This is a genomic window from Cyanobacteria bacterium FACHB-DQ100, from assembly GCA_014695195.1.
GTDB lineage: Bacteria > Cyanobacteriota > Cyanobacteriia > Leptolyngbyales > Leptolyngbyaceae > Leptolyngbya.
The window spans coordinates 168792-187698 of sequence record JACJNW010000019.1 but is presented as its reverse complement, the minus strand read 5'-3'; the positions used below and the strand labels follow the sequence as shown (position 1 = coordinate 187698).

The 18907-nt window shown below is 48.9% G+C and carries 24 protein-coding genes and 1 tRNA gene; 13 read left to right on the top strand and 12 right to left on the bottom strand.

Annotated features, from left to right (window positions below; translation table 11 throughout):
- Positions 1–11: 11 nt before the first annotated feature.
- Positions 12–431, bottom strand: a complete 420-nt coding sequence (locus H6F51_05835) for a hypothetical protein (GenBank protein ID MBD1822017.1) — start codon at positions 429–431, stop codon at positions 12–14.
- 137 nt (positions 432–568) lie between these two features.
- On the opposite strand from H6F51_05835, the gene H6F51_05830 reads away from it, so the two are divergent.
- Positions 569–922: a hypothetical protein gene (locus H6F51_05830; protein ID MBD1822016.1), complete on the top strand. Its 354-nt coding sequence runs from the start codon at positions 569–571 to the stop codon at positions 920–922.
- On the opposite strand, the gene H6F51_05825 is transcribed toward H6F51_05830, so the two are convergent.
- Positions 919–1449 carry a DUF2808 domain-containing protein gene (locus H6F51_05825; protein MBD1822015.1) on the bottom strand — a complete coding sequence of 177 codons (531 nt, stop codon included), beginning with the start codon at positions 1447–1449 and terminating at the stop codon, positions 919–921. The genes H6F51_05830 and H6F51_05825 overlap by 4 nt on opposite strands.
- Before the next feature lie 553 nt (positions 1450–2002).
- Between H6F51_05825 and H6F51_05820 the strand changes: the two genes are divergently transcribed.
- Positions 2003–2473 (top strand): DUF4149 domain-containing protein, encoded by a 471-nt coding sequence (locus tag H6F51_05820; protein MBD1822014.1) that lies wholly within the window; start codon positions 2003–2005, stop codon positions 2471–2473.
- Between the two features lie 61 nt (positions 2474–2534).
- On the opposite strand, the gene H6F51_05815 is transcribed toward H6F51_05820, so the two are convergent.
- From H6F51_05815 to H6F51_05805, 3 genes are read right to left on the bottom strand one after another with little or no spacing between them, the layout of a single operon-like run.
- Positions 2535–2831, bottom strand: coding sequence for a TMEM165/GDT1 family protein (locus H6F51_05815; protein MBD1822013.1), 297 nt, complete (start codon positions 2829–2831; stop codon positions 2535–2537).
- Positions 2832–2834: 3 nt separating this feature from the next.
- On the bottom strand, positions 2835–3191 hold the full coding sequence (locus H6F51_05810; GenBank protein MBD1822012.1) for a TMEM165/GDT1 family protein: 357 nt from the start codon (positions 3189–3191) through the stop codon (positions 2835–2837).
- 59 nt (positions 3192–3250) lie between these two features.
- Positions 3251–3601 (bottom strand): YkgJ family cysteine cluster protein, encoded by a 351-nt coding sequence (locus tag H6F51_05805; protein MBD1822011.1) that lies wholly within the window; start codon positions 3599–3601, stop codon positions 3251–3253.
- 111 nt (positions 3602–3712) lie between these two features.
- On the opposite strand from H6F51_05805, the gene H6F51_05800 reads away from it, so the two are divergent.
- Positions 3713–3789 (top strand) — tRNA-Met (locus H6F51_05800).
- Positions 3790–3834: 45 nt separating this feature from the next.
- Here the strand turns inward: H6F51_05800 and H6F51_05795 are convergent.
- Genes H6F51_05795 through H6F51_05780 form a run of 4 tightly spaced genes read right to left on the bottom strand, consistent with a single transcriptional unit; the run spans position 3835 to position 6047 of the window.
- Positions 3835–4428: a CPBP family intramembrane metalloprotease gene (locus H6F51_05795; protein MBD1822010.1), complete on the bottom strand. Its 594-nt coding sequence runs from the start codon at positions 4426–4428 to the stop codon at positions 3835–3837.
- 44 nt (positions 4429–4472) lie between these two features.
- Positions 4473–5567: a DUF3326 domain-containing protein gene (locus H6F51_05790; GenBank protein ID MBD1822009.1), complete on the bottom strand. Its 1095-nt coding sequence runs from the start codon at positions 5565–5567 to the stop codon at positions 4473–4475.
- Positions 5560–5727: a hypothetical protein gene (locus H6F51_05785; GenBank protein ID MBD1822008.1), complete on the bottom strand. Its 168-nt coding sequence runs from the start codon at positions 5725–5727 to the stop codon at positions 5560–5562. The genes H6F51_05790 and H6F51_05785 overlap by 8 nt, the downstream gene beginning before the upstream one ends.
- Positions 5724–6047 carry a 2Fe-2S iron-sulfur cluster binding domain-containing protein gene (locus H6F51_05780; GenBank protein MBD1822007.1) on the bottom strand — a complete coding sequence of 108 codons (324 nt, stop codon included), beginning with the start codon at positions 6045–6047 and terminating at the stop codon, positions 5724–5726. Before H6F51_05780 ends, H6F51_05785 begins: the two co-directional genes overlap by 4 nt.
- A 106-nt stretch (positions 6048–6153) precedes the next feature.
- Between H6F51_05780 and H6F51_05775 the strand changes: the two genes are divergently transcribed.
- Together H6F51_05775 and H6F51_05770 are read left to right on the top strand one after the other, a co-directional pair.
- Positions 6154–7182 carry a hypothetical protein gene (locus tag H6F51_05775; GenBank protein ID MBD1822006.1) on the top strand — a complete coding sequence of 343 codons (1029 nt, stop codon included), beginning with the start codon at positions 6154–6156 and terminating at the stop codon, positions 7180–7182.
- A gap of 58 nt (positions 7183–7240) precedes the next feature.
- Positions 7241–8236, top strand: a complete 996-nt coding sequence (locus H6F51_05770; GenBank protein MBD1822005.1) for a pentapeptide repeat-containing protein — start codon at positions 7241–7243, stop codon at positions 8234–8236.
- A gap of 7 nt (positions 8237–8243) precedes the next feature.
- On the opposite strand, the gene H6F51_05765 is transcribed toward H6F51_05770, so the two are convergent.
- The gene (locus H6F51_05765; protein MBD1822004.1) at positions 8244–9170 is read right to left on the bottom strand and encodes a peptidoglycan DD-metalloendopeptidase family protein; all 927 of its coding nucleotides are present in this window, start codon (positions 9168–9170) and stop codon (positions 8244–8246) included.
- A 72-nt stretch (positions 9171–9242) separates the two neighbouring features.
- The gene (locus tag H6F51_05760) at positions 9243–10982 is read right to left on the bottom strand and encodes a TolC family protein (GenBank protein ID MBD1822003.1); all 1740 of its coding nucleotides are present in this window, start codon (positions 10980–10982) and stop codon (positions 9243–9245) included.
- Positions 10983–12146: 1164 nt separating this feature from the next.
- Between H6F51_05760 and H6F51_05755 the strand changes: the two genes are divergently transcribed.
- The 8 genes from H6F51_05755 (at position 12147) to H6F51_05720 (ending at position 18098) form a co-directional block, all read left to right on the top strand.
- Positions 12147–12557: an ATP synthase subunit I gene (locus tag H6F51_05755; GenBank protein ID MBD1822002.1), complete on the top strand. Its 411-nt coding sequence runs from the start codon at positions 12147–12149 to the stop codon at positions 12555–12557.
- Positions 12558–12618: 61 nt separating this feature from the next.
- On the top strand, positions 12619–13371 hold the full coding sequence (locus tag H6F51_05750; GenBank protein MBD1822001.1) for a F0F1 ATP synthase subunit A: 753 nt from the start codon (positions 12619–12621) through the stop codon (positions 13369–13371).
- A gap of 40 nt (positions 13372–13411) precedes the next feature.
- Complete coding sequence (atpE, locus tag H6F51_05745) at positions 13412–13657, top strand: ATP synthase F0 subunit C (GenBank protein ID MBD1822000.1); 246 nt, start codon at positions 13412–13414, stop codon at positions 13655–13657.
- A gap of 70 nt (positions 13658–13727) precedes the next feature.
- Positions 13728–14150 (top strand): F0F1 ATP synthase subunit B', encoded by a 423-nt coding sequence (locus H6F51_05740; GenBank protein MBD1821999.1) that lies wholly within the window; start codon positions 13728–13730, stop codon positions 14148–14150.
- A 102-nt stretch (positions 14151–14252) separates the two neighbouring features.
- Complete coding sequence (locus H6F51_05735) at positions 14253–14798, top strand: F0F1 ATP synthase subunit B (protein MBD1821998.1); 546 nt, start codon at positions 14253–14255, stop codon at positions 14796–14798.
- Between the two features lie 4 nt (positions 14799–14802).
- Positions 14803–15360, top strand: a complete 558-nt coding sequence (locus H6F51_05730) for a F0F1 ATP synthase subunit delta (GenBank protein MBD1821997.1) — start codon at positions 14803–14805, stop codon at positions 15358–15360.
- A gap of 44 nt (positions 15361–15404) precedes the next feature.
- On the top strand, positions 15405–16922 hold the full coding sequence (atpA, locus tag H6F51_05725; protein MBD1821996.1) for a F0F1 ATP synthase subunit alpha: 1518 nt from the start codon (positions 15405–15407) through the stop codon (positions 16920–16922).
- Positions 16923–17147: 225 nt separating this feature from the next.
- On the top strand, positions 17148–18098 hold the full coding sequence (locus tag H6F51_05720) for a F0F1 ATP synthase subunit gamma (GenBank protein ID MBD1821995.1): 951 nt from the start codon (positions 17148–17150) through the stop codon (positions 18096–18098).
- Between the two features lie 62 nt (positions 18099–18160).
- On the opposite strand, the gene H6F51_05715 is transcribed toward H6F51_05720, so the two are convergent.
- Positions 18161–18643: a hypothetical protein gene (locus H6F51_05715; GenBank protein ID MBD1821994.1), complete on the bottom strand. Its 483-nt coding sequence runs from the start codon at positions 18641–18643 to the stop codon at positions 18161–18163.
- Between the last annotated feature and the right edge of the window lie 264 nt (positions 18644–18907).

Sequence of the window (18907 nt, the reverse complement as noted above, 5' to 3'; positions counted from 1 at the left end):
CTAATCGATCGCTATTGTGGAGCGATCGATAAAGTGTAAGGATTCTGACTTTGTGCGCGATCGCCCACGAATACCGAGTAAGTTCCTCTAGTCCAGCGTCCCGGTATTTCGACCTTGCCATTCGATAAGCGATCGGCTTGAACACAAAACGCCTGTCCTTGCGCTCCAGTAATTAATAAAGTCGGTTGACCACTTCCTTGCAGGGTAAACCTCAAATTACTATCCGCCGTAACCTGGACGGTGTGATTTGGCTGATCGGAAGTAAATCCGGCACAGCTAGAATCTTTCTTTGTGCCACCGGATGTTCCATTGAGCGTAATCGGCTGCGTATTCGGTGAAACTGACACCATTTGACCCGCAGCCATACCGGATATTGCTAAAACGGCTGCGATCGCAGTCGGAAAAATTGACCACCGTAGAGAAGCTTGCATCATATTCACTCCTAGAGACTCTGAACACCGCTTATCTTCAGTATGACGAGTGATACCTTCACTTTTTGAGGGACTGTTCCTGTTCCACAAGTGGCACGGGCATTACAATGCTCTCATTGAGTGCGAGACCCTTAACAATGCCATTAATCAAAGTTCAAACCTCGATCGCGAATCCCGATTCGAGCCAAGTCACTGACCTACTCAAACATCTGTCTGCCGCCCTCGCAAACCACACCCGCAAGCCAGAATCGTATGTAATGACAGCATTTGAGTCCGGCGTACCCATGACCTTTGGCGGCACAACTGATCCAACCTGCTACATCGAAATCAAAAGCGTTGGCTCAATGACCCCAGATCAAACGAAATCAATGAGCCAGGATTTTTGTCAGCAAATTCAGCAGTCCTTGAATGTCCCTGTCGATCGCATCTACATCGAGTTTGCAGATGCAAAAGGTTATATGTGGGGCTGGAACAGTGCAACCTTTGGCTAGTGCCGGAAGAAGGGGCTAAAGCGGAATAGCGAATGATGGCTCTCGTAGATCGAAATCCGCCCAAAGCCAAGAAACTGACCGTAAGCAGGTTCCCCTTGCGGAAAGGCAGTCACTCCAAACAGGTAAACGCCCCCATAAGCTGGATTTTGGTACGGCTCAAGCGCGATCGTCACTCGTTTTCCGGGTGCAACAGGCGGATTGAAATTCACCGTGATCGCTCTGGTTTTGTCATCCTGAGTGACTTCTCCTAAGCCGATTTTGCGGTTTGAGTTGCGATCGCCCTCGAAGGCTTCGGTGTCTTTGAGATTAAAACGAACCCGATCCACACCCTCATTTTGGGCGATCGTCACTCTTTGCAAAGGTTCTCCCGCATTCTCTGGGACATCCAGCGTAAAATAATACGTCACGCTCCACGCATAAACATAATTCTGAGTGGTGGAAGCGCCAACCAATCGAGGCGGAGACGTGAAATAGCTGGTGCCGCGAACTTGAACAGCTTGGGTCGGAAGCGCCACGCTGGAGACCATCGAACCTAAGAAAATTCCCAGCGGGACAACAAAGTGACGAGCAAGGTGGCTTTTCATAAAAGAATTTTCAGGCTAATAATTCTAGTGTAGTCGATCGAACTTAGAGCCGAATTTGTACCCAGTTTAAGACAAGATTAACTTGTATTAACTTCGGTCTTTAACTATTAAAAGGGTGCTCCACGCTCGGTTAGGAATGCTAATTTAAACGTAGACACAGAGAGATATCTCCTCAATCTCCACACCACCGCTTTGAGAACTGTGTCTCCCGCCTCAAAGCACCTGCAACTGAATGTCTCAATGATTTCGATACGTTGCTGATTAAGTTCGTACTGTTAGATATCAAGGAGGAATTTGTATCTCTTCAGTTTGGATGTTGCAGGATTTTAGTCCACCTCGATTCACATTACTTTCATTTGAATAAAGGGTCTAGTTTTTATGAGCTAGACCCTTTATTGTTAAATCGAATCATTTGCTAAGTTTTCTATCCATGCCAACTGCTTACAGGGGGATTTGTTAGTCTGAATTTAGAACATTTCAAGCATAGGTTTAGGCGATGGCGATCGTTTCAAGGGCCGATTTCAAGTCTATTAGTTGGCACAAAAGTTTAGTGCTCGCTTTATCATTCTGGATCAGCAGTAGCATATTGCTTGATTTTGTGATCATGCCAAGCCTTTTTGCGGCTGGAATGATGTCGCAAGCTGACTTTGCAACGGCTGGGTATGGAATTTTTTGGATATTTAATCGTTTAGAGTTGCTGTGTGCTGCCTTTGTTTTGACGGCGGTATTAGTCCGGCAACAATCCGAGAATGCACCCATTTCAACGGTGCTGGCAGGTGCTTTATTTGCAATTACGATCGCTTGCACTTATTTTCTATCCCCGCAAATGAGTTCGCTCGGATTAAACCTGAACTGGTTTGAACCCACTCACATTCCAGCAGGAATGAATCAGCTTCATGTCGCCTATTGGGTGCTGGAAGCGTCTAAGTTGCTTGCAGGCAGCTGGCTGCTGAAGCGCGAATTTTAACAAGTTTGGATGCGGTGAACTCCATTAAAAAAAGCCTCCAATGCTGGAGGCTTTTTCCTTGTTATTTTGCGGCTTCTTCTTCGGTGCCGCTAAACCATAACAATCGAACCGCTAGAATCACAAAGCCGATCGCAGCAATAATCTTTGTCCACTTCGTGGGTAATAAGTGTGCTGTGCCTTCACCCAGCACGACCCCAATCAAACTCGCAAGAATCAGCGCTGTCACAGTTCCAAAGAAGATTGCTTTTGCGGAATTATTACAATTACTGCTGAGCGCGATCGCTGCAAGTTGACTCTTATCGCCTAGCTCCGCGAGAAACACAGTGACAAAACTAATTCCAATCAGTTGCCAGTCCATTGTCTACATCCTCACTACATCTAGAACCAACAGCGCCGCGACCAAAAGCAGAATTCCGCCTGTTGCCTTCTCTAAGGTTTTCGGAGAGATATTCTGACACAGCCAGCGCCCGACAAGAACCCCGACCAAGCTGGTTGCAACCAGCGCAGAAGCCGCTCCCGCAAACACGACCCAGGGAGCGTGAGATTGGGCGCTCATCAGTAGCGTTGCAAGCTGTGTTTTGTCTCCGAGTTCTGCAAGAAAAATGGTGATAAACGTCGAGCCAAACACGCTAAGAAAGGAAGACTTTGCTTTCGCGGGTTGAGTCTGTTCGAGAATCAGCAGTTCTCTGGTTTCTGTAACGGGTAGGTTGGAAGACATGAAGCTGTTTTCATTTTCTTTTCATTATCTGTCACTATACTCGGATTTGCAAATTTTTGCTAGAGACCGATCTCTCGCTCGAATTTCAGCAGCTCTAGACTGCGATCGCCATAAACGCCTTCAATTTGTTCACGGCAGCAGTCGATCGCGAAATCGTTCACTTCTTCTGGCTCAACCCCAAACATTTCCTCGAACGTCTCCGGCGTAACGCGACAGAAGCGGGGGCGATCTTCATAAATGCTGCATTCGCGGGTAATCTTGTCGAAATTGACGCACCAGCCATCTTCGCCGACCATGCTGAGATAAAGGTAGAGTTCTTCGGGGTTGAGGTAGTCTTCTAAATCGGGTCGATCGCTCGGATCGAGATTGCAGCAAGCTCCACAATATTTGACGCAGCGCCAAGTTGCCATGACTAGACTCTCTAAAATTGGCTCGAACAGAACTTCTCTATCTTCTCGCTTTAAATTAGGTATTGCAACTTTCGGGGAGTTATGGTTATACTAGACGAGTTGGGAATTCGACGCGGGGTAGAGCAGTCTGGTAGCTCGTCGGGCTCATAACCCGAAGGTCCATGGTTCAAATCCATGCCCCGCCACCAAATTAAAAAGCCCAGTTCTTCAATGGAACTGGGCTTTTTTGATGATCATATTTTTGAAGCCCGATCGCTCAACTTCCAAAACGCTCCAGAAATCAGATTCGTTAGAATGTGCGCCACGATCGGCACCAATAAATTCCCTGTCCAAACCGCACTCATTCCCAGCGCAATCCCGACGATCGATGCCCAGACCACATACGACCATTGCTTCAAATTGCTCATGTGCAGCACTCCAAAGCAAAGACTAGAGAGCAGAACGCCTACAAAATCCAGCCCAATCTCCGGCAGCATCACACCCCGAAATAATAATTCTTCGCTTAATCCAGGGAGCAGTCCCAGCCAGAGGATGTCCGGAAGTAGCAGCGGCTTTATCACCAGCGTCAGATATTCATTTGCACTTCTACGGTATTCCGCCCAGATGCGGTAGACGATCGCACTCGCAACCGAAATCCCAATTCCCAATCCAATCCCTTGTAGTAGCGATTGCACCGAAAATCGCACCGCAAGCAGCGGCACTGCGCTGAAGTGCAACCAAACTTTAGAGACAACTAATAAAACAACAGCAGTCACACCCATCGCAATCAGAACTTGGATGCGGGTGAGCGGCTGCATTTCGGGTGTATCAGGGATTTGTTCTGCCACTGGAGTCTTACCGCGCTTATTTCTAACTGAGCCTTGAATATAACTCAAGACTCAGAAAGGATACTAGGGCGTTCCACCCCCAAAAATTGCGATCGATCTAAAGGGCGAAGTGAAGAAATTTCTGGACTCAAAGCAGCAGGATTGATCCCCGCGCGATCGCAGATTAGCACCCCGATCACTTCGAGATAAGACTTTACGATCATCGATCGAATTCCCAATGCTTCCGGTCGAACCTGTAATTTTGTTTGATTGTCCTCAACTGCAATAATTCGCGTTTTAGACTGGCTCAAACTTAAGATTGCACTGCCTCCTGCCGCTGATGCCGGAATTACCAGCGCATTCATCTGATCCGCCCAAATCGCATGAGCATTCGGAAATTCCGTAAACTGGGGGGCGCGGCTCAGTCCAACTAACACACAAGGCAGAAAGGTATAACCGAGTTCTTCAGCAGCCGATCGCGGTGATAAGTTCGGATCAATCGGCAATGGAGACAACGCAGGTGCATGAGCGCAAGGCACTCGGAAGGTACGAACAATCAAATGACTGATTACCGCCTCTGCTCCAGCTAAATGATCCACGCCTTGACCGTATCTATAATCCTGCAAAGCCTCACTGCTCGGATCATCAGGAAATCGAGCTACAACCGCGATCGCAGTCGCTCCTGCTTGATCAATCAATTTTTCAGCCGCTCTGAGCAAGCTATCGGGATGTCCGATCGTTCCCCAAGTTGCCCCCGATTTCGCTGTTCTCAGCTCTACATTCAACGGCTGATCCGTCACAACATAGTCTGTTAAATTGAGTCCCAACGTCGCTCTAGCCGCATCTGCAACCTGTAGATGTCTGAGTTGTAGATCAGGTTCGATCGCCCGATCGAGAATCAATCCAATTCGGTTCGAGGCTTGCGGCAATAAGCCCCAGTGCCCCACTGCAAACTGATCTAAACCATAGCCTTCAACATAGAGAGCATTCGGCAGATTCCAGTAAAGCTGTGCCCCATTCAGGACATTGGGGTGCGTGATCAAGCGATCAGCAACTTCAGCGATCGCACGAGCAACAGGCAACGCATCGCCTGCATACCCGCCGATCGCGGCTCCGATTCCGGTTGGAACAATCAATCCGACAGTGTACGGCTTATTCACGAGTGACGACTGCTTCAATTTCAACGGTTTGCGAATTCACTCGCGTAATTGCCCAACGTAACGGCTCTCCGAAAGCGCGTAACTGCTGCTCGATCGAGTGATGCAGTTCGCCAACAGAACCCGGAAGGGTTAGTTCGATCGTAATGAAATCCGTAATCATCCTTGCTGTCCGAATTGTTTTTGATAAACGGTTTCTTCTTTTTCGGTTTCAAGCTTGATGTTCGATCGAGGATAAGCGACGCAAAGCAGCGTATAACCTTGAGTTTGCAGATCAGGACTGACACCCATTCCCTCACTTTGATCGACAGTTCCTTCTGTAATCAATGCGGCACAGGTTGTACAGACCCCTGCTGTACAAGATACTGGCAGCTCTAAGCCTTTCTCGTTGTTAGCAACGTCCAGAATAGTGCGGTCTTCGGGAACTTCGATGATGTGAGTCTGCCCTTGATGCCGAATTTCAACCGTGTATAGGTTAGCCATATGAATGCGCGTGTTTAATCAAAGATCACCATTATAAAGCGATGGTGATGCGGGTTAACTCTTCGAGCCATTGGGGAACTCTAGCCCCGAAGAGTTAACCAAGACGATGCGCGAATCGATTACCCCCATCGGAGCGACACTACCGAGTGCAATTCTCAATGTGATTGGCGAACTTCAACACAATCCAAACGCCGTCCGCATCCAAAAGCTGCTGTTTTATCTCTGTCGTGATCAATGGGAGGGCGATTGCACTCGTCTCGATGCACTGAGTTGGTATTCGCTGATAGAAGAAGTGAGACAAGCCTATCCGACGTTCGCACAGCTACGATCGCGCTTAACGTATCAAATCGGAACGCTGAATAAATCGGCTGAATATGCTTTGATCGGGCAGATTATTCTCTCCATTTTAGAACGAGCTTATGCCCAAGATGCCACCACGATCGTTACTGCTTCAACGCGAGCGACGACATTAGATCAAGATGTCAATATCAGCCGGATTAAAAAGCTATTAATCTATACTTGCCGGCGATATTGGGAGGCGAATTCATGCGTGATCGACCAGGTATCAACAGCAGAGTTGCTGAACGAGTTGATGCAACGTTATCCCACTCTAGAAGACTTACGACCGGGCTTGAGTACGATCGTCAAAACGCTGAATAAACCGGCCGAGTATTCGCTAGTTGCAGAGATTATTCTGCGCGAAGTGGAACCTTTTTATGGAAAAAAAAATTCAGGCTCTGAACCTGCTCAAGCAGAACGGATTGATCTGTTCGATGTGCGTCGAGAAATTTTGAAATACACAAACCCGTTGAAAGCAAAAATCCTTTTATTTTCAGCGGTCTATTATGTGTTTGAATTCTGTCCCCAAGATTGGTCAAACCTCAAGCTTTATAGTTTAGATGGATTGCTGAGAACGAGTTTGACTCAAGTAGAAACGATCGACGAATTTCAGCAGCTTCTAATTCACAAAGCTAGCCAGCTTAAAGAGCCAGAGACTTATTTAGAAATCGTGCCTGTTTTGACGCGATCGCTCAAATCAAGTTACTACACTTTGCGTCAAACCCTTTTGGTCTCACTGAGAGCCAGTAGCGTTGCAGATGCGACTCTCGCAAGCTCCACCCAGCCCAGCTTGTGAAACAAAGAGATCGCAACGGGCAAACTAGGACTGAGGATCTTCAAAAGCTTGCTTCGCCATGAATGCTCAAGAATTGCTGCAACGATACGACGCGGGAGAATTAGAGTTTATTGGCAAAAACTTTGCAGGCATTGATCTCACTTACGCAGATCTGATCGGCGCTAATCTCACCCAAGCCGACTTAAATCACGCAGTCTTGACCTTTGCCTATCTCAATCGCGCCACCTTAACTCGCGCCAATCTTACTCATGCCAGCTTGAGTGGTGCAAACCTAAGCCAAGCAACTCTGCTCAATGCCAATTTGCGCGATGCCGATCTACATGGTGCAATCCTCAAGGATGCTGATTTGCGGGGAGCCGATCTCTCGCTTGCCTCGATCGTAGATGCCAATTTCAGCGGTGCGGATTTACGCAACACCAACTTTAGCGGCGCTGATTTGCGCGGGGCGGATCTGCATGGAGCCAATTTTCGAGAAGAGAAAAGAAGCTACGAAGGCGCGGTGTTACGCGGTGCAGATCTGCGGGGAGCGGATTTACGAGGCGCGAACCTAACCGGAGCGGATTTAAGTCGATCGAATCTCGCAGGAGCCAATTTAAGCGAAGCAAATCTACGCCAAGCCACGCTAACCCAAGCCAGCCTCAGTGAGGCAATCCTGACCGGAGCGTTTCTCACGGAGGCTGATTTAACCGAAGCCAACTTGAGCCACGCGAACCTGAAAGACGCGAAGTTAAATCGAGCGATTCTCACTCAAGCGGATCTGCGATCGGCAATCTTGACCGAAGCCACGCTGAATCACGCCAAATTACATAAAGTTGTACTGACTCACACAACTCTTACCCGCGCTAAATTAAATCACGCTGATCTCAGCCGTGCGAATCTTCAACACGCTCAGTTGATCGATGCTGTTTTAGTCGAAGCTTACCTTGGACGTGCTGACCTGAGCTACGCCGACCTTACTCGCGCCAACTTTACCCGCGCAGAGATGAGTAGCGCACTCCTGAAGTCAGCGATCGTCCAAGACATGATTCGATCGGATGGCACTGTTGAAGATTAGGTGAAGATTAGGGCGTTTGCGGTTTCTGAGCGACTTGCATCGACTTAACCAATTCTGCCATCGCTGTTTCTAGCGATGCTCCCGCATCCAGCGCCACCCATCCGTCTGTGGTTTGCTGCCGCACTTCAAAGTGCAAATGCGGCCCAGTCGAGTTTCCGGTGCTGCCAACTCGTCCCACGACCGCACCCTGTTTCACAATGTCTCCAGGCTTGACGAAAATCTCAGACAAGTGAGCGTAAAGGGTTTGCTGTGCGCCCGCATTGTGTTCGAGCGCTACGGCTAACCCATATCCGCCAAAGAATTCCGCCATGATCACCCGACCTGTCAGCGCTGCTAATACCGGAGTTCCCAGTGGCGCACCTAAATCTGTTCCGGTGTGCAGTCGCGTATCACCGCTAATCGGATGCACCCGCCAGCCAAAAATCGACGTAATCGGAGACGGAATCGCTAGGGGGAAAATGAGCTTCAAATCCCCGTTGCCGACTCGACCGATCGGGCGAATCGTGCGATTGAAATAGGTTTGAACAGTGCTATAGGCGGAGCCGATCGGGTTTGAGGGAGCCACTGCATTCCACTCAATTCCCCTAGACGATAAGTTAAAGCCGCCGACTTCAACGGGAGCTGCGCTCACTGCTTCCGCCACTTCATATCGACGCGGAGCAACGGGGGCAGATGGCTTTGCGACCACCGCAGGCGTTTCGATGCGCTCGGTTGCTCCCAAACTGTAATCGGTGCGATCGATAAAGGCATCTCCGCTAGGCGGAGCCGCAGGTACGGCAGGTTCAATGTTTACGGTTGGAATTGGATCTGCGCTTTGCTTCGCCTTGGAATCGAGAGTTTGCGCCTGAACGCGGGCGATACCACTGACCCCGATCAGCCCCGACAGGATTAGAATCCGAATCATCAAAGCAGCATGAGAAAAAGAGTGAGTCATAAAACGAGTCGAGAGAACAACAGTGGGTCGAGAAGGCTCAGAACTATTGTGCCGAGAATTGAGCAAAATGGCTCAGGGACTTAAGTTACTCACGGCGCGTCGGAGCTGGGCAAGCGCGAGGTTGTAGTTGATGATGGCGCTAACGCGGTTGCCTTGGGCTTGGGTCAGGGCTGCTTCTGCGCTAATGCGATCGGTTTGTGTACCAACCCCTGCCTGAAAGCGCAAAATCGCCAGCCGCAGCGCTTCTTCTGCCTGTGCTACCGATTGCTGCGTGGTATTGATATTCGCTAGGTTTGCTTGCAGGTTGGCGAAGGCTTGCTCGACTTGGAAACGAACCAGGTTGCGGTTTTGGGCAAATCGAGCTTCAGCAATTTCGCGGTTGCGCTCTTGCTGAGCGATTTGGGCGTTGGTTGCGCCGCCGTCAAACAAGTTCCAACGGGCTTGCAGTCCTAGACTGTAGTTGTCTGAATTGCGGGCGGAGCTAGTGGTGGTGTCCGATCGCTGAAAATTGTAAGCCCCAACAAGGCTTAGGGTTACGCCATTTTGGGCGCGGGCGGCTCGAATTTGCGTTTGACTAATTTCGCGTTGTACAAGCTGCTGTTCTAGCTCTGCCCGATTTTTGTACGCTAAAACAATGCTGTCTTCGAGCGGAATTGTCCAAGTCCCGGCAGGCTGCACGGGATCAGCGGCGGTGAGCGTTGCCGTTTCAGCTAAACTAAGCCGCTGTGCCAGTTGTCGTCGCGCAATTTCTTGGTTGGCTTGGGCGTTGCGTAACAACTGAGCCGCATTGGCTAAGTTGACTTCGGCTCTGAGCGTGTCGAATCGAGTCCCTAGCCCTGCGGTTTCCTGCGCTCTAGAATCTCGCAGGTTTGCTTCAGCATTGCGAACCGCTGCTTCGTTGATTGCTACTTGAGAATCTGCGTTTTGCAGGCTGTAATAATCGTTCGATACCTGTAAGCGCAAGTCTTCGCGAGTTTGCTCAAGCTGGAGTTCTGCGCCCCGCGATCGACGCTCTGCGGCTTCGATCTGGGCAGGACGTAATCCTGATGTGAAGAGGTCGTAGTTGAGCTGTGCGCCTGTGCTGAAGGCGGTACGGGTGGCACCACTGTTGCCGGAATCAACGCCAAGCTGATCGAGAAAACTGTTTTGCTGCGTGTCTTGCGTGATGAAGACACTGCCTGATCGAGTTAAGTTTGCCGTCAGTCCGAGCGTGGGAAAATTACCTGCTCTGGCTTCACGAATCGCGGCGCGGCTTTGCTCGACTTGTAAACGCGCCACTTCTAAATCGCGGTTATTGCGTTCTGCCAGTTCTAAAGCTTGCTGGAGAGTAATCGGCTGCGTCGCTCGGACTTGAACTTCTCCGGGCTGGGTAGGAAACTGAAGGCGGTTGGGCGAGGGGTCGAGGGAGGCGGGGGTAGGAACGAGTTGATTGGCTCCTCCGGTTGCTGGCGTGGTTGGAGCCGGAGTGGTCGGAGTGGGAGTTGCGGCGGGTGCGGGATTCGGAGTGCGCGGCGATCCTGCTGGAGCAGGGAGGGGTGCAGAAGGGGATGGAGTCGATCCGCCTTGAGCGGTCGTCTGCGGCTTGAGCGTGAGTTTTGCGGGGTTGGGCTTGCGTGTTGCAAGAGCTTGCGTGATCATAAACGGCGGCGTTGGATCGCCCTCTGCGTCGCGGCTTGCGGCTAGGGTGAAATTGGAGGTGGGAGGTTCCGGATCGGTTTGAGTCCGGGCAGGATTGGCGAATGCCGCACCGATCAATCCAAGGATCATCCAAACTCCCACACCTAAAGTCAGTAATCTAAGAGACGGTTTCATACGATTTCGGTTCGCCCACGGTATCACAATCAGCAAGAGACGAGTGACTGTGTTTTAGTTAACTCGCTCTCAGTTCTTCAGTCTTATGCAGGATACCGCTTGAAGCGGTCGATCGACAAAGTTCTTGCGTTTCTTCTATTAGGGATTGTGGATTAAATCAACCCTGAATCTACTCTCACTCAGCCCTCTTCCTGGAGAAGCTATCATGTCCACCCAAGCTCCTGTGGAAGAGAGTTAAGGTGAGGGCGGATCGGTTTTAATTAAGCTTGTCTACTTAAACACGTTGCGATCGCATCTCTAAATATTTTCCAGTGCTTCTCGTTTGGTCTCACCCTGACTTATGTACCCAAGAATACTCGGACACTCGACAATCTAAACGCCATCTACATCACGAGCGAGCATTACGCTAAATTTCACAAGCGAATTCCTTATCAAAAGCGGATGCCTCTATATTACGAGAACTCGATCGAGCAACTTCCAATTAATCAGAAGCATTGATCACAAACGATTTTCTCTACAGGTACTGTAAGCTTGACGAAACTCATGGCTCGGAGTCCGATGAATGTATGACGATCAGCAATTTTGGAGAATTGCTTTACTAAGTCTTAGGTTAGGAGCAGCCGGTGGGAGCGCTCCTACGTTACTACTCACGATTGTGGCGATAATTAAAGCGATTAATGTCTTAGTCATGGAGTTCGCTCTTATATTTTTTACACTCATACTTGGAATCATTACGGGATTAGTCGTAGGAGCTTTCGTTAGTACTCTGTTCGGCACACTCAGCAAGGTGCTGGATTCTCAACGAATTACTATTTGCAATTGGGGACAATTTGTAGTTCCTGCTCTTTTTTTCATAATTAGCTTTCTCCTTCAGATTGTCGCTGTATACCCATGGCTAGGAATTATCCTTGATACTGAGTTAGGCTTGTTACCTTATGGATCACAAAAGTTACACCTAGCACACTCTAGTCACTTTTGATCATTGACAGATTAGAAATTCTTTTATCCTGAATCAAAAAAATCGCCCTATCGAAAGTCATTAAGTATTATTACCTCCACATGATATGATGACTCGTGGTTCAGCATTGTCGGGATCGCTCGGATATCAACCGAATTCGATCGTTATCATGGCAATGTAGACCTAACTTTGGAGCCGCGCCTGCTATGGAAGAAACGATCCACACTGGTACAGAAACACCAGAGCCGAGTGCCTCAATGGTGGAATATTATCGACTCCAAAACGAGTTGTTAATTACAACCATTGTCCTCACCGGATTGATCTTCTTTCCCGTCTGGTATTTCTATTCGCTCAACACTGCTCTGAATTATTTAATTGGAGCGTGTACAGGTGTGGTTTACTTAAAGTTATTGGCACGAAACGTAGAACGCCTCGGTACCGAGAAACAACAGATTAGCAAAACACATTTAGCGATTTTTGCGGGAGTGATTATTGTCGCGACCCAAATGAAAGAACTCCATGTGTTACCTGTATTTCTGGGATTTCTCACGTATAAAGGTACGCTGCTCGTGTACACCTTGCGAACTCTATTCACGCCTGATCAAACTCAGAGTTAAGTAATAGAAATTCGCAGAAAAATATTGCTCCTTGAATCTGGGAAAAGCCGCCTGAACTGAAATGCTAAATTTCCTCGACGCTCCCAACATTTTACCGTTAGCCAACCTAGAGGTGGGTCATCATCTCTACTGGCAAATTGGCAATCTAAAGATTCATGGGCAGGTTTTTATCGTCTCCTGGATTGTGATCGGGCTGTTGGTCGGCGCTTCGGTGCTGGCAACCCGCAACCCGCAACGCATTCCAAAAGGCGTTCAGAACTTGATGGAGTACGCGCTAGAGTTTGTGCGAGAGTTGACCAAAAACCAGCTTGGCGAAAAAGAGTACCGTCCCTGGGTTCCCTTCGTTGGCACCCTGTTTCTGTTCATCTTTGCCTCCAACTGGTCGGGTGCCCTCGTTCCCTGGAAATTAATCAAATTACCAGAAGGCGAGCTGGCTGCCCCAACAAACGACATCAACACCACCGTTGCTTTAGCGCTCTTAGTGTCGCTGGCTTATTTCTACGCAGGCTTCAGTAAGAAAGGGTTGGGCTACTTTGCGAAGTACGTTCAGCCGACTCCGGTTCTCCTGCCCATTGCGATTCTAGAGGACTTCACCAAGCCGCTTTCCCTCAGCTTCCGACTTTTTGGCAACATCTTGGCGGATGAGTTGGTGGTTGGTGTATTGGTGCTTCTAGTGCCGCTCTTTGTTCCCCTGCCTGTGATGCTGCTGGGTCTATTTACCAGTGCAATTCAGGCGCTCGTGTTTGCGACTCTGGCGGGTGCTTACATTCATGAAGCACTCGAAGGTCACGGCGAAGAAGAACACGCGCCGTAGACCCAATCTGTTCACCGTATTCAACTCAAAGGAAAGAACTATGAATCCTACCATTGCTGCTGCTTCTGTAATCGCTGCTGCTCTCGCGATCGGTCTTGCTGCAATCGGACCTGGTATCGGTCAAGGTAACGCTTCGGGAGAAGCGGTTGCAGGGATCGCTCGTCAGCCTGAAGCAGAAGGAAAAATCCGGGGTACTTTGCTGCTGACCCTCGCGTTCATGGAATCGCTGACCATCTACGGTCTTGTGATCGCGCTGGTATTGCTGTTCGCGAACCCCTTCGCATAAGTATGAAGCCTGAGATCTGGAAGGCCTTCCAGATCTCGCTTTCTTATTCATCTTCATTCTTCTCCTCATCATGTTTGATTTTGACGCAACGCTGCCGTTGATGGCGGTGCAATTTTTACTGTTGGTCGCAGTGCTAAACGCTGTGTTCTTCAAGCCGCTCACTAAAGTGGTTGAAGATCGTAACGATTTTATTCGAGGCAGTGAAGCAGATGCGAAAGAGCGGTTGGCAAAGGCTGAAATGTTAGCTAAGCAGTACGAAACTGAACTCGCAGCATCGCGTCGGGCATATCAAAATACGATCGCCCAAGCTCAAGCCGAAGCCAATCAAATCGCAGCACAGAAAATTGCAGCGGCGCAACAAGAAGCACAACAACAGCGGGAACAAACTCAGAAGGAGTTAGACCAGCAAAAACAAGAAGCGCTTCAAACGTTGGAACAACAGGTTGAAGCCTTAAGCCGTGAAATTCTAGATAAATTGCTAACTGGAGTTTAACGAGGCTGCTGGTTAATCAAGGCTCCCAATGAATTTTAAGTTCCCCGTCCGGTTTGGGCCCAATGAACTTGGGATAGTCACGCGCAGTTTTGGATAAGTGTCATGGAAATATATTTGCGACTCGCCAGCGGGGTGAGTTTACTGGCAGAAGCAGAGGGGGGCGGTTTCGGATTCAATTTCGATATCCTCGAAACCAACCTGATTAACCTCAGCATCGTGATTGCGATCGTCGTTTACTTTGGACGAGGTTTCCTCGGTAAAACCTTGACCGAACGCCGCACCGCGATCGAGACTGCGATTTCAGAAGCAGAAACCCGCAAGAAGACGGCTGCGTCTAAACTCGCTGAACAACAGCAGAAGCTTGCTCAAGCCCAACAAGAAGCCACAAAGATTCGTTCTGACGCGGAAGCTGCTGCGAAGAAAGCAAGCGACGATATTTTGGCGAAAGCTGAACAAGATATCGTTCGGATGCGTGAAACCGCAGCCGCAGATTTGTCTTCAGAGCAAGAGCGCATCATTAATGAATTGCGTCAGCGAGTGGCAACTCTAGCACTGCAACGCGCAGAAGGCGAATTGCCGGGACGCTTGAATGATGAGTCTCAGCAACGGTTAGTCGATCGCAGTATTGCGTTATTGAGCGAGGGGTAGAGCGATGGCAGAGAATATTTTAAGGTCAGAAGTTTTAGATCCCTACGCTCAGGCGTTGATGTCTTTGGGAAAGTCGAATGATCTCACCGATCGATTTGCTGAAGATGTTGGCAACATTCTCGATACATTGAACGGTTCACAAGACCTGAAGGACTTTATCGCGAATCCTTTGGCAAAAGGCGATCTCAAGAGAGAAGTTTTGTCTCAGGTGTTCGGTGATGCGGTGCATCCGTTCATGCGGAATTTCATCATGTTGCTCGTCGATCGTCGCCGCGTGATGTTTCTCGAAGGCATCTGTCAGCAATACCAAAGACTGTACCGGAAGCTGAAGCAAGCTGTTTTAGCAGAAGTCACTTCGACGGTTGAACTGAACGATGATCAGAAGAATGCGATTCGCGAGAAAGTCATTGCAATGACGAATGCGAACTCAGTCGAAATCGAAACTAAGATCGATCCAGAATTGATCGGTGGTGTGATCATTAAAGTTGGTTCACAAGTGATTGATGCGAGTCTGCGCGGTCAGTTGCGACGGATTACGCTACGTTTGAGCAGTTCAAACTAACTCCCTTTTTCCTTTCATTTCTCATCCTTTAACAGAGGTTTCCAATGGCAGCAATCAGACCAGACGAAATTAGCAATATTATTCGCCAACAGATCGAAAGTTACGATCAAGGCGTGAAAGTTTCCAACGTCGGAACCGTGTTGCAGGTCGGTGACGGCATTGCGCGGATCTATGGGTTGGATAAGTGCATGTCCGGTGAACTGGTGCAGTTTGAAGATGGTTCCGTCGGCATGGCGCTGAACCTGGAGGAAGATAACGTCGGTGCGGTATTGATGTCCGACGGTCGCAGCATCCAAGAAGGAAGCTCCGTGACTTCTACCGGACGGATTGCTCAAATTCCTGTCGGTGAGGCAATGATCGGTCGCGTAGTCGATGCTCTGGCACGTCCTTTAGACGGAAAAGGCGACATCAATACGACCGAAACTCGCCTGATCGAGTCAATGGCTCCGGGCATCATTGCGCGGAAGTCGGTCTGTGAGCCGATGCAAACCGGAATTACCGCGATCGACTCTATGATTCCGATCGGTCGGGGACAGCGTGAGTTGATTATCGGAGACCGTCAAACCGGCAAGACTTCGGTTGCGGTAGACACGATTCTGAACCAAAAGGGTGAAGACGTGATCTGTGTGTATGTTGCGATCGGTCAAAAAGCTTCGACCGTGGCAAACATTGTGCAAGTGCTGCAAGATCGGGGCGCGATGGAATATACGATCGTGGTTGCTGCAAACGCAAACGATCCGGCAACTCTGCAATACTTCGCGCCTTACACGGGTGCAGCTTTGGCTGAGTACTTCATGTACAAAGGCAAAGCAACCTTAGTTATCTATGATGACTTGTCGAAGCAAGCTCAGGCTTACCGTCAAATGTCGCTCTTGCTGCGTCGTCCACCGGGACGTGAAGCTTATCCGGGAGATGTGTTCTACGTTCACTCCCGCTTGCTCGAACGTGCAGCGAAACTCAGCGATGAATTGGGCGGCGGTAGCATGACTGCATTGCCGATCATCGAAACTCAAGCAGGTGACGTTTCGGCATATATTCCGACTAACGTAATTTCGATTACCGATGGTCAAATCTTCTTGTCGTCTGACTTGTTCAACGCGGGTCTGCGTCCTGCTGTAAACGCGGGTATCTCGGTATCGCGCGTGGGTTCGGCAGCACAAACCAAAGCGATGAAAAAAGTTGCGGGTAAGGTGAAACTGGAGCTTGCACAGTTTGCAGAATTGGAAGCATTCGCACAGTTCGCGTCTGACTTGGATAAAGCGACTCAGAATCAATTGGCGCGTGGTGTTCGTCTACGTGAAATTCTGAAGCAGCCGCAATACTCGCCGCTGTCGGTTGCGGAACAAGTTGCTGTCATTTACTCCGGTATCAATGGATATTTGGATGATATCCCGGTTGATAAGGTAACGACGTTTGTGAAGAGCTTGCGTGACTATCTGAAGACCGGTAAGCCGAAGTATGTGGAAATCGTTCAAGGTCAGAAAGTGTTGACCGATGAAGCTGAAGGTCTGCTGAAAGAAGCGATTACCGAGACGAAGCAAACCATGATGGCTGCTGCGTAGTTTATTTTGCTTCGTTGAAAACGACTTCTGCCCCCTAAATCCCCCATTCTGAGGAACTTTGAAAATCGAGACTTTCTTGGTTTGAGGTTCTTTACAAGTGGGGGATTTAGAAGGTAGACCCTAAGCAATTTGAACTCAGATAAACCGCTCTCTGAAACAGCTTCGGATTTTGGATTTTAGATTGATCCAGAATCCAAAATCTAAACTCTAAAATCGTTTCAAACTATGGCAAACCTAAAATTTATTCGCGATCGCATTCAGTCGGTCAAGAACACCAAAAAGATTACAGAAGCGATGCGGCTCGTGGCAGCAGCGAAAGTGCGTCGGGCACAAGAACAAGTGACAGCAACTCGTCCGTTCGCTGATCGCCTCGCGCAAGTGCTATACGGCTTGCAAGCGCGATTGAGATTTGAAGAAGCAGATCTGCCGCTCTTGAGAAGGCGCGACGTTGGAACCGTTGGATTGCTTGTGATTTCAGGCGATCGAGGATTGTGCGGCGGCTACAATGCCAACGTGATTCGTCGGGCTGAAAACCGCGCTCAAGAACTGAAAGCGGAAGGCATCGACTACAAAATGGTTGTAGTTGGGCGTAAAGCGGCACAGTATTTCCAGCGTCGGGACTATCCGATCGTCGAAAGCTATTCAGGCTTAGAGCAGATTCCAACCTCAGCAGAAGCAGCACAAATCGCGGATGTGGTGCTGACTCAGTTCTTGTCGGAGAGTGTCGATCGAGTTGAGTTAATCTACACGAAATTCGTGTCCTTGATTGCGTCTCGTCCGGTGGTTCAAACATTGTTACCGCTCGATCCGCAAGGGTTGGAAGTTTCTGATGATGAAATTTTCCGGCTCACAACTCGCGGCGGACAGTTCCAAGTTGAACGTGAACGAGTCGCGGCTCCTGAAGTTCAAAGCTTCCCGCAAGACATGATCTTCGAGCAAGATCCGGTGCAAATTCTCGATGCGCTGTTGCCGTTGTATCTGAATAACCAATTGCTCAGAGCGCTGCAAGAGGCAGCGGCGAGTGAGTTGGCGGCTCGGATGACAGCGATGAACAACGCGAGTGATAACGCCAAGAATTTGATTGGTTCGCTTACGTTGTCGTACAACAAGGCACGTCAGGCGGCAATTACTCAAGAACTGCTGGAAGTGGTTGCGGGTGCAGATGCACTGACTTAAGACAATTCTCGAAATGTTTTAGAGCGTCCAGGGAAACTTGGGCGCTTTTTATCATGCGATAGCTAAAACCTTACCTGATCAGCATGAATAAAGCCAATTGATCCGCAAACGTCTGTTTTATACCAAGAGCCATCAGAGCCATAAATATTGATTGTTGTTTTCTTTTGCACAGAACATAAAATAGCTCCGTTAGGTGACACACGGACATTAGATGGGGGATCAAATACAATTGCCGTCCCTGCTGATGAAGTTGTGCTACTGGTAGAATTTCGGCGGCTACAAACAGTATCAAGCATATTTTGTGTGGCGGGAGATTGCGGCCGATTGACTTGTCTTTCTGGAAAAGTTACCCAAGTTCTATTAGAACAGTCTGCCTCGCTTTCTACTTGATCGCTGTTTAAGTAGTAAATGAAAGCCACAGACTGTGAATTTTTTACTCGGATTGAGCAAAGATCAACATTGATTTCCTGCCCTCCTACAGCCTTACCAGCCGCATAATTACAGGACGCATTGATCTGCTTGGACGATTGAAGAGATTTATTAATTGGAGAAGGCGCTGTTTCAGTCGGTGTATTTGTTACTGGTGGATCTTTTGGTGTACTTTCTGCTTGGGGAGTTTGAGAGGATTGAGATGTTTGGGGTGTCTGCACTGTAACAGTTGTGCAAGCGATGAGGCTAAGAGAGAGACTTATTAGAAAAGAGCCTAAAGATTTCATTAGTGATAGATATTAAAGAATACCAGTGATAATATACTCCACTTCTCTAGTGGGTATCGCGAACGATCGTCCTAACATCAGTTGAGTAAATAC

What these genes read in the sequence shown, in the direction of transcription:
- H6F51_05835 (MBD1822017.1), bottom strand. Translation starts at nt 431, where the DNA reads ATGCAAGCTTCTCTACGGTGGTCAATTTTTCCGACTGCGATCGCAGCC.
- H6F51_05830 (MBD1822016.1), top strand. Translation starts at nt 569, where the DNA reads ATGCCATTAATCAAAGTTCAAACCTCGATCGCGAATCCCGATTCGAGC.
- H6F51_05825 (MBD1822015.1), bottom strand. Translation starts at nt 1,449, where the DNA reads ATGGTCTCCAGCGTGGCGCTTCCGACCCAAGCTGTTCAAGTTCGCGGC.
- H6F51_05820 (MBD1822014.1), top strand. Translation starts at nt 2,003, where the DNA reads ATGGCGATCGTTTCAAGGGCCGATTTCAAGTCTATTAGTTGGCACAAA.
- H6F51_05815 (MBD1822013.1), bottom strand. Translation starts at nt 2,831, where the DNA reads ATGGACTGGCAACTGATTGGAATTAGTTTTGTCACTGTGTTTCTCGCG.
- H6F51_05810 (MBD1822012.1), bottom strand. Translation starts at nt 3,191, where the DNA reads ATGTCTTCCAACCTACCCGTTACAGAAACCAGAGAACTGCTGATTCTC.
- H6F51_05805 (MBD1822011.1), bottom strand. Translation starts at nt 3,601, where the DNA reads ATGGCAACTTGGCGCTGCGTCAAATATTGTGGAGCTTGCTGCAATCTC.
- H6F51_05785 (MBD1822008.1), bottom strand. Translation starts at nt 5,727, where the DNA reads ATGATTACGGATTTCATTACGATCGAACTAACCCTTCCGGGTTCTGTT.
- H6F51_05780 (MBD1822007.1), bottom strand. Translation starts at nt 6,047, where the DNA reads ATGGCTAACCTATACACGGTTGAAATTCGGCATCAAGGGCAGACTCAC.
- H6F51_05775 (MBD1822006.1), top strand. Translation starts at nt 6,154, where the DNA reads ATGCGCGAATCGATTACCCCCATCGGAGCGACACTACCGAGTGCAATT.
- H6F51_05770 (MBD1822005.1), top strand. Translation starts at nt 7,241, where the DNA reads ATGAATGCTCAAGAATTGCTGCAACGATACGACGCGGGAGAATTAGAG.
- H6F51_05765 (MBD1822004.1), bottom strand. Translation starts at nt 9,170, where the DNA reads ATGACTCACTCTTTTTCTCATGCTGCTTTGATGATTCGGATTCTAATC.
- H6F51_05760 (MBD1822003.1), bottom strand. Translation starts at nt 10,982, where the DNA reads ATGAAACCGTCTCTTAGATTACTGACTTTAGGTGTGGGAGTTTGGATG.
- H6F51_05755 (MBD1822002.1), top strand. Translation starts at nt 12,147, where the DNA reads ATGGAAGAAACGATCCACACTGGTACAGAAACACCAGAGCCGAGTGCC.
- H6F51_05750 (MBD1822001.1), top strand. Translation starts at nt 12,619, where the DNA reads ATGCTAAATTTCCTCGACGCTCCCAACATTTTACCGTTAGCCAACCTA.
- atpE (MBD1822000.1), top strand. Translation starts at nt 13,412, where the DNA reads ATGAATCCTACCATTGCTGCTGCTTCTGTAATCGCTGCTGCTCTCGCG.
- H6F51_05740 (MBD1821999.1), top strand. Translation starts at nt 13,728, where the DNA reads ATGTTTGATTTTGACGCAACGCTGCCGTTGATGGCGGTGCAATTTTTA.
- H6F51_05735 (MBD1821998.1), top strand. Translation starts at nt 14,253, where the DNA reads ATGGAAATATATTTGCGACTCGCCAGCGGGGTGAGTTTACTGGCAGAA.
- H6F51_05730 (MBD1821997.1), top strand. Translation starts at nt 14,803, where the DNA reads ATGGCAGAGAATATTTTAAGGTCAGAAGTTTTAGATCCCTACGCTCAG.
- atpA (MBD1821996.1), top strand. Translation starts at nt 15,405, where the DNA reads ATGGCAGCAATCAGACCAGACGAAATTAGCAATATTATTCGCCAACAG.
- H6F51_05720 (MBD1821995.1), top strand. Translation starts at nt 17,148, where the DNA reads ATGGCAAACCTAAAATTTATTCGCGATCGCATTCAGTCGGTCAAGAAC.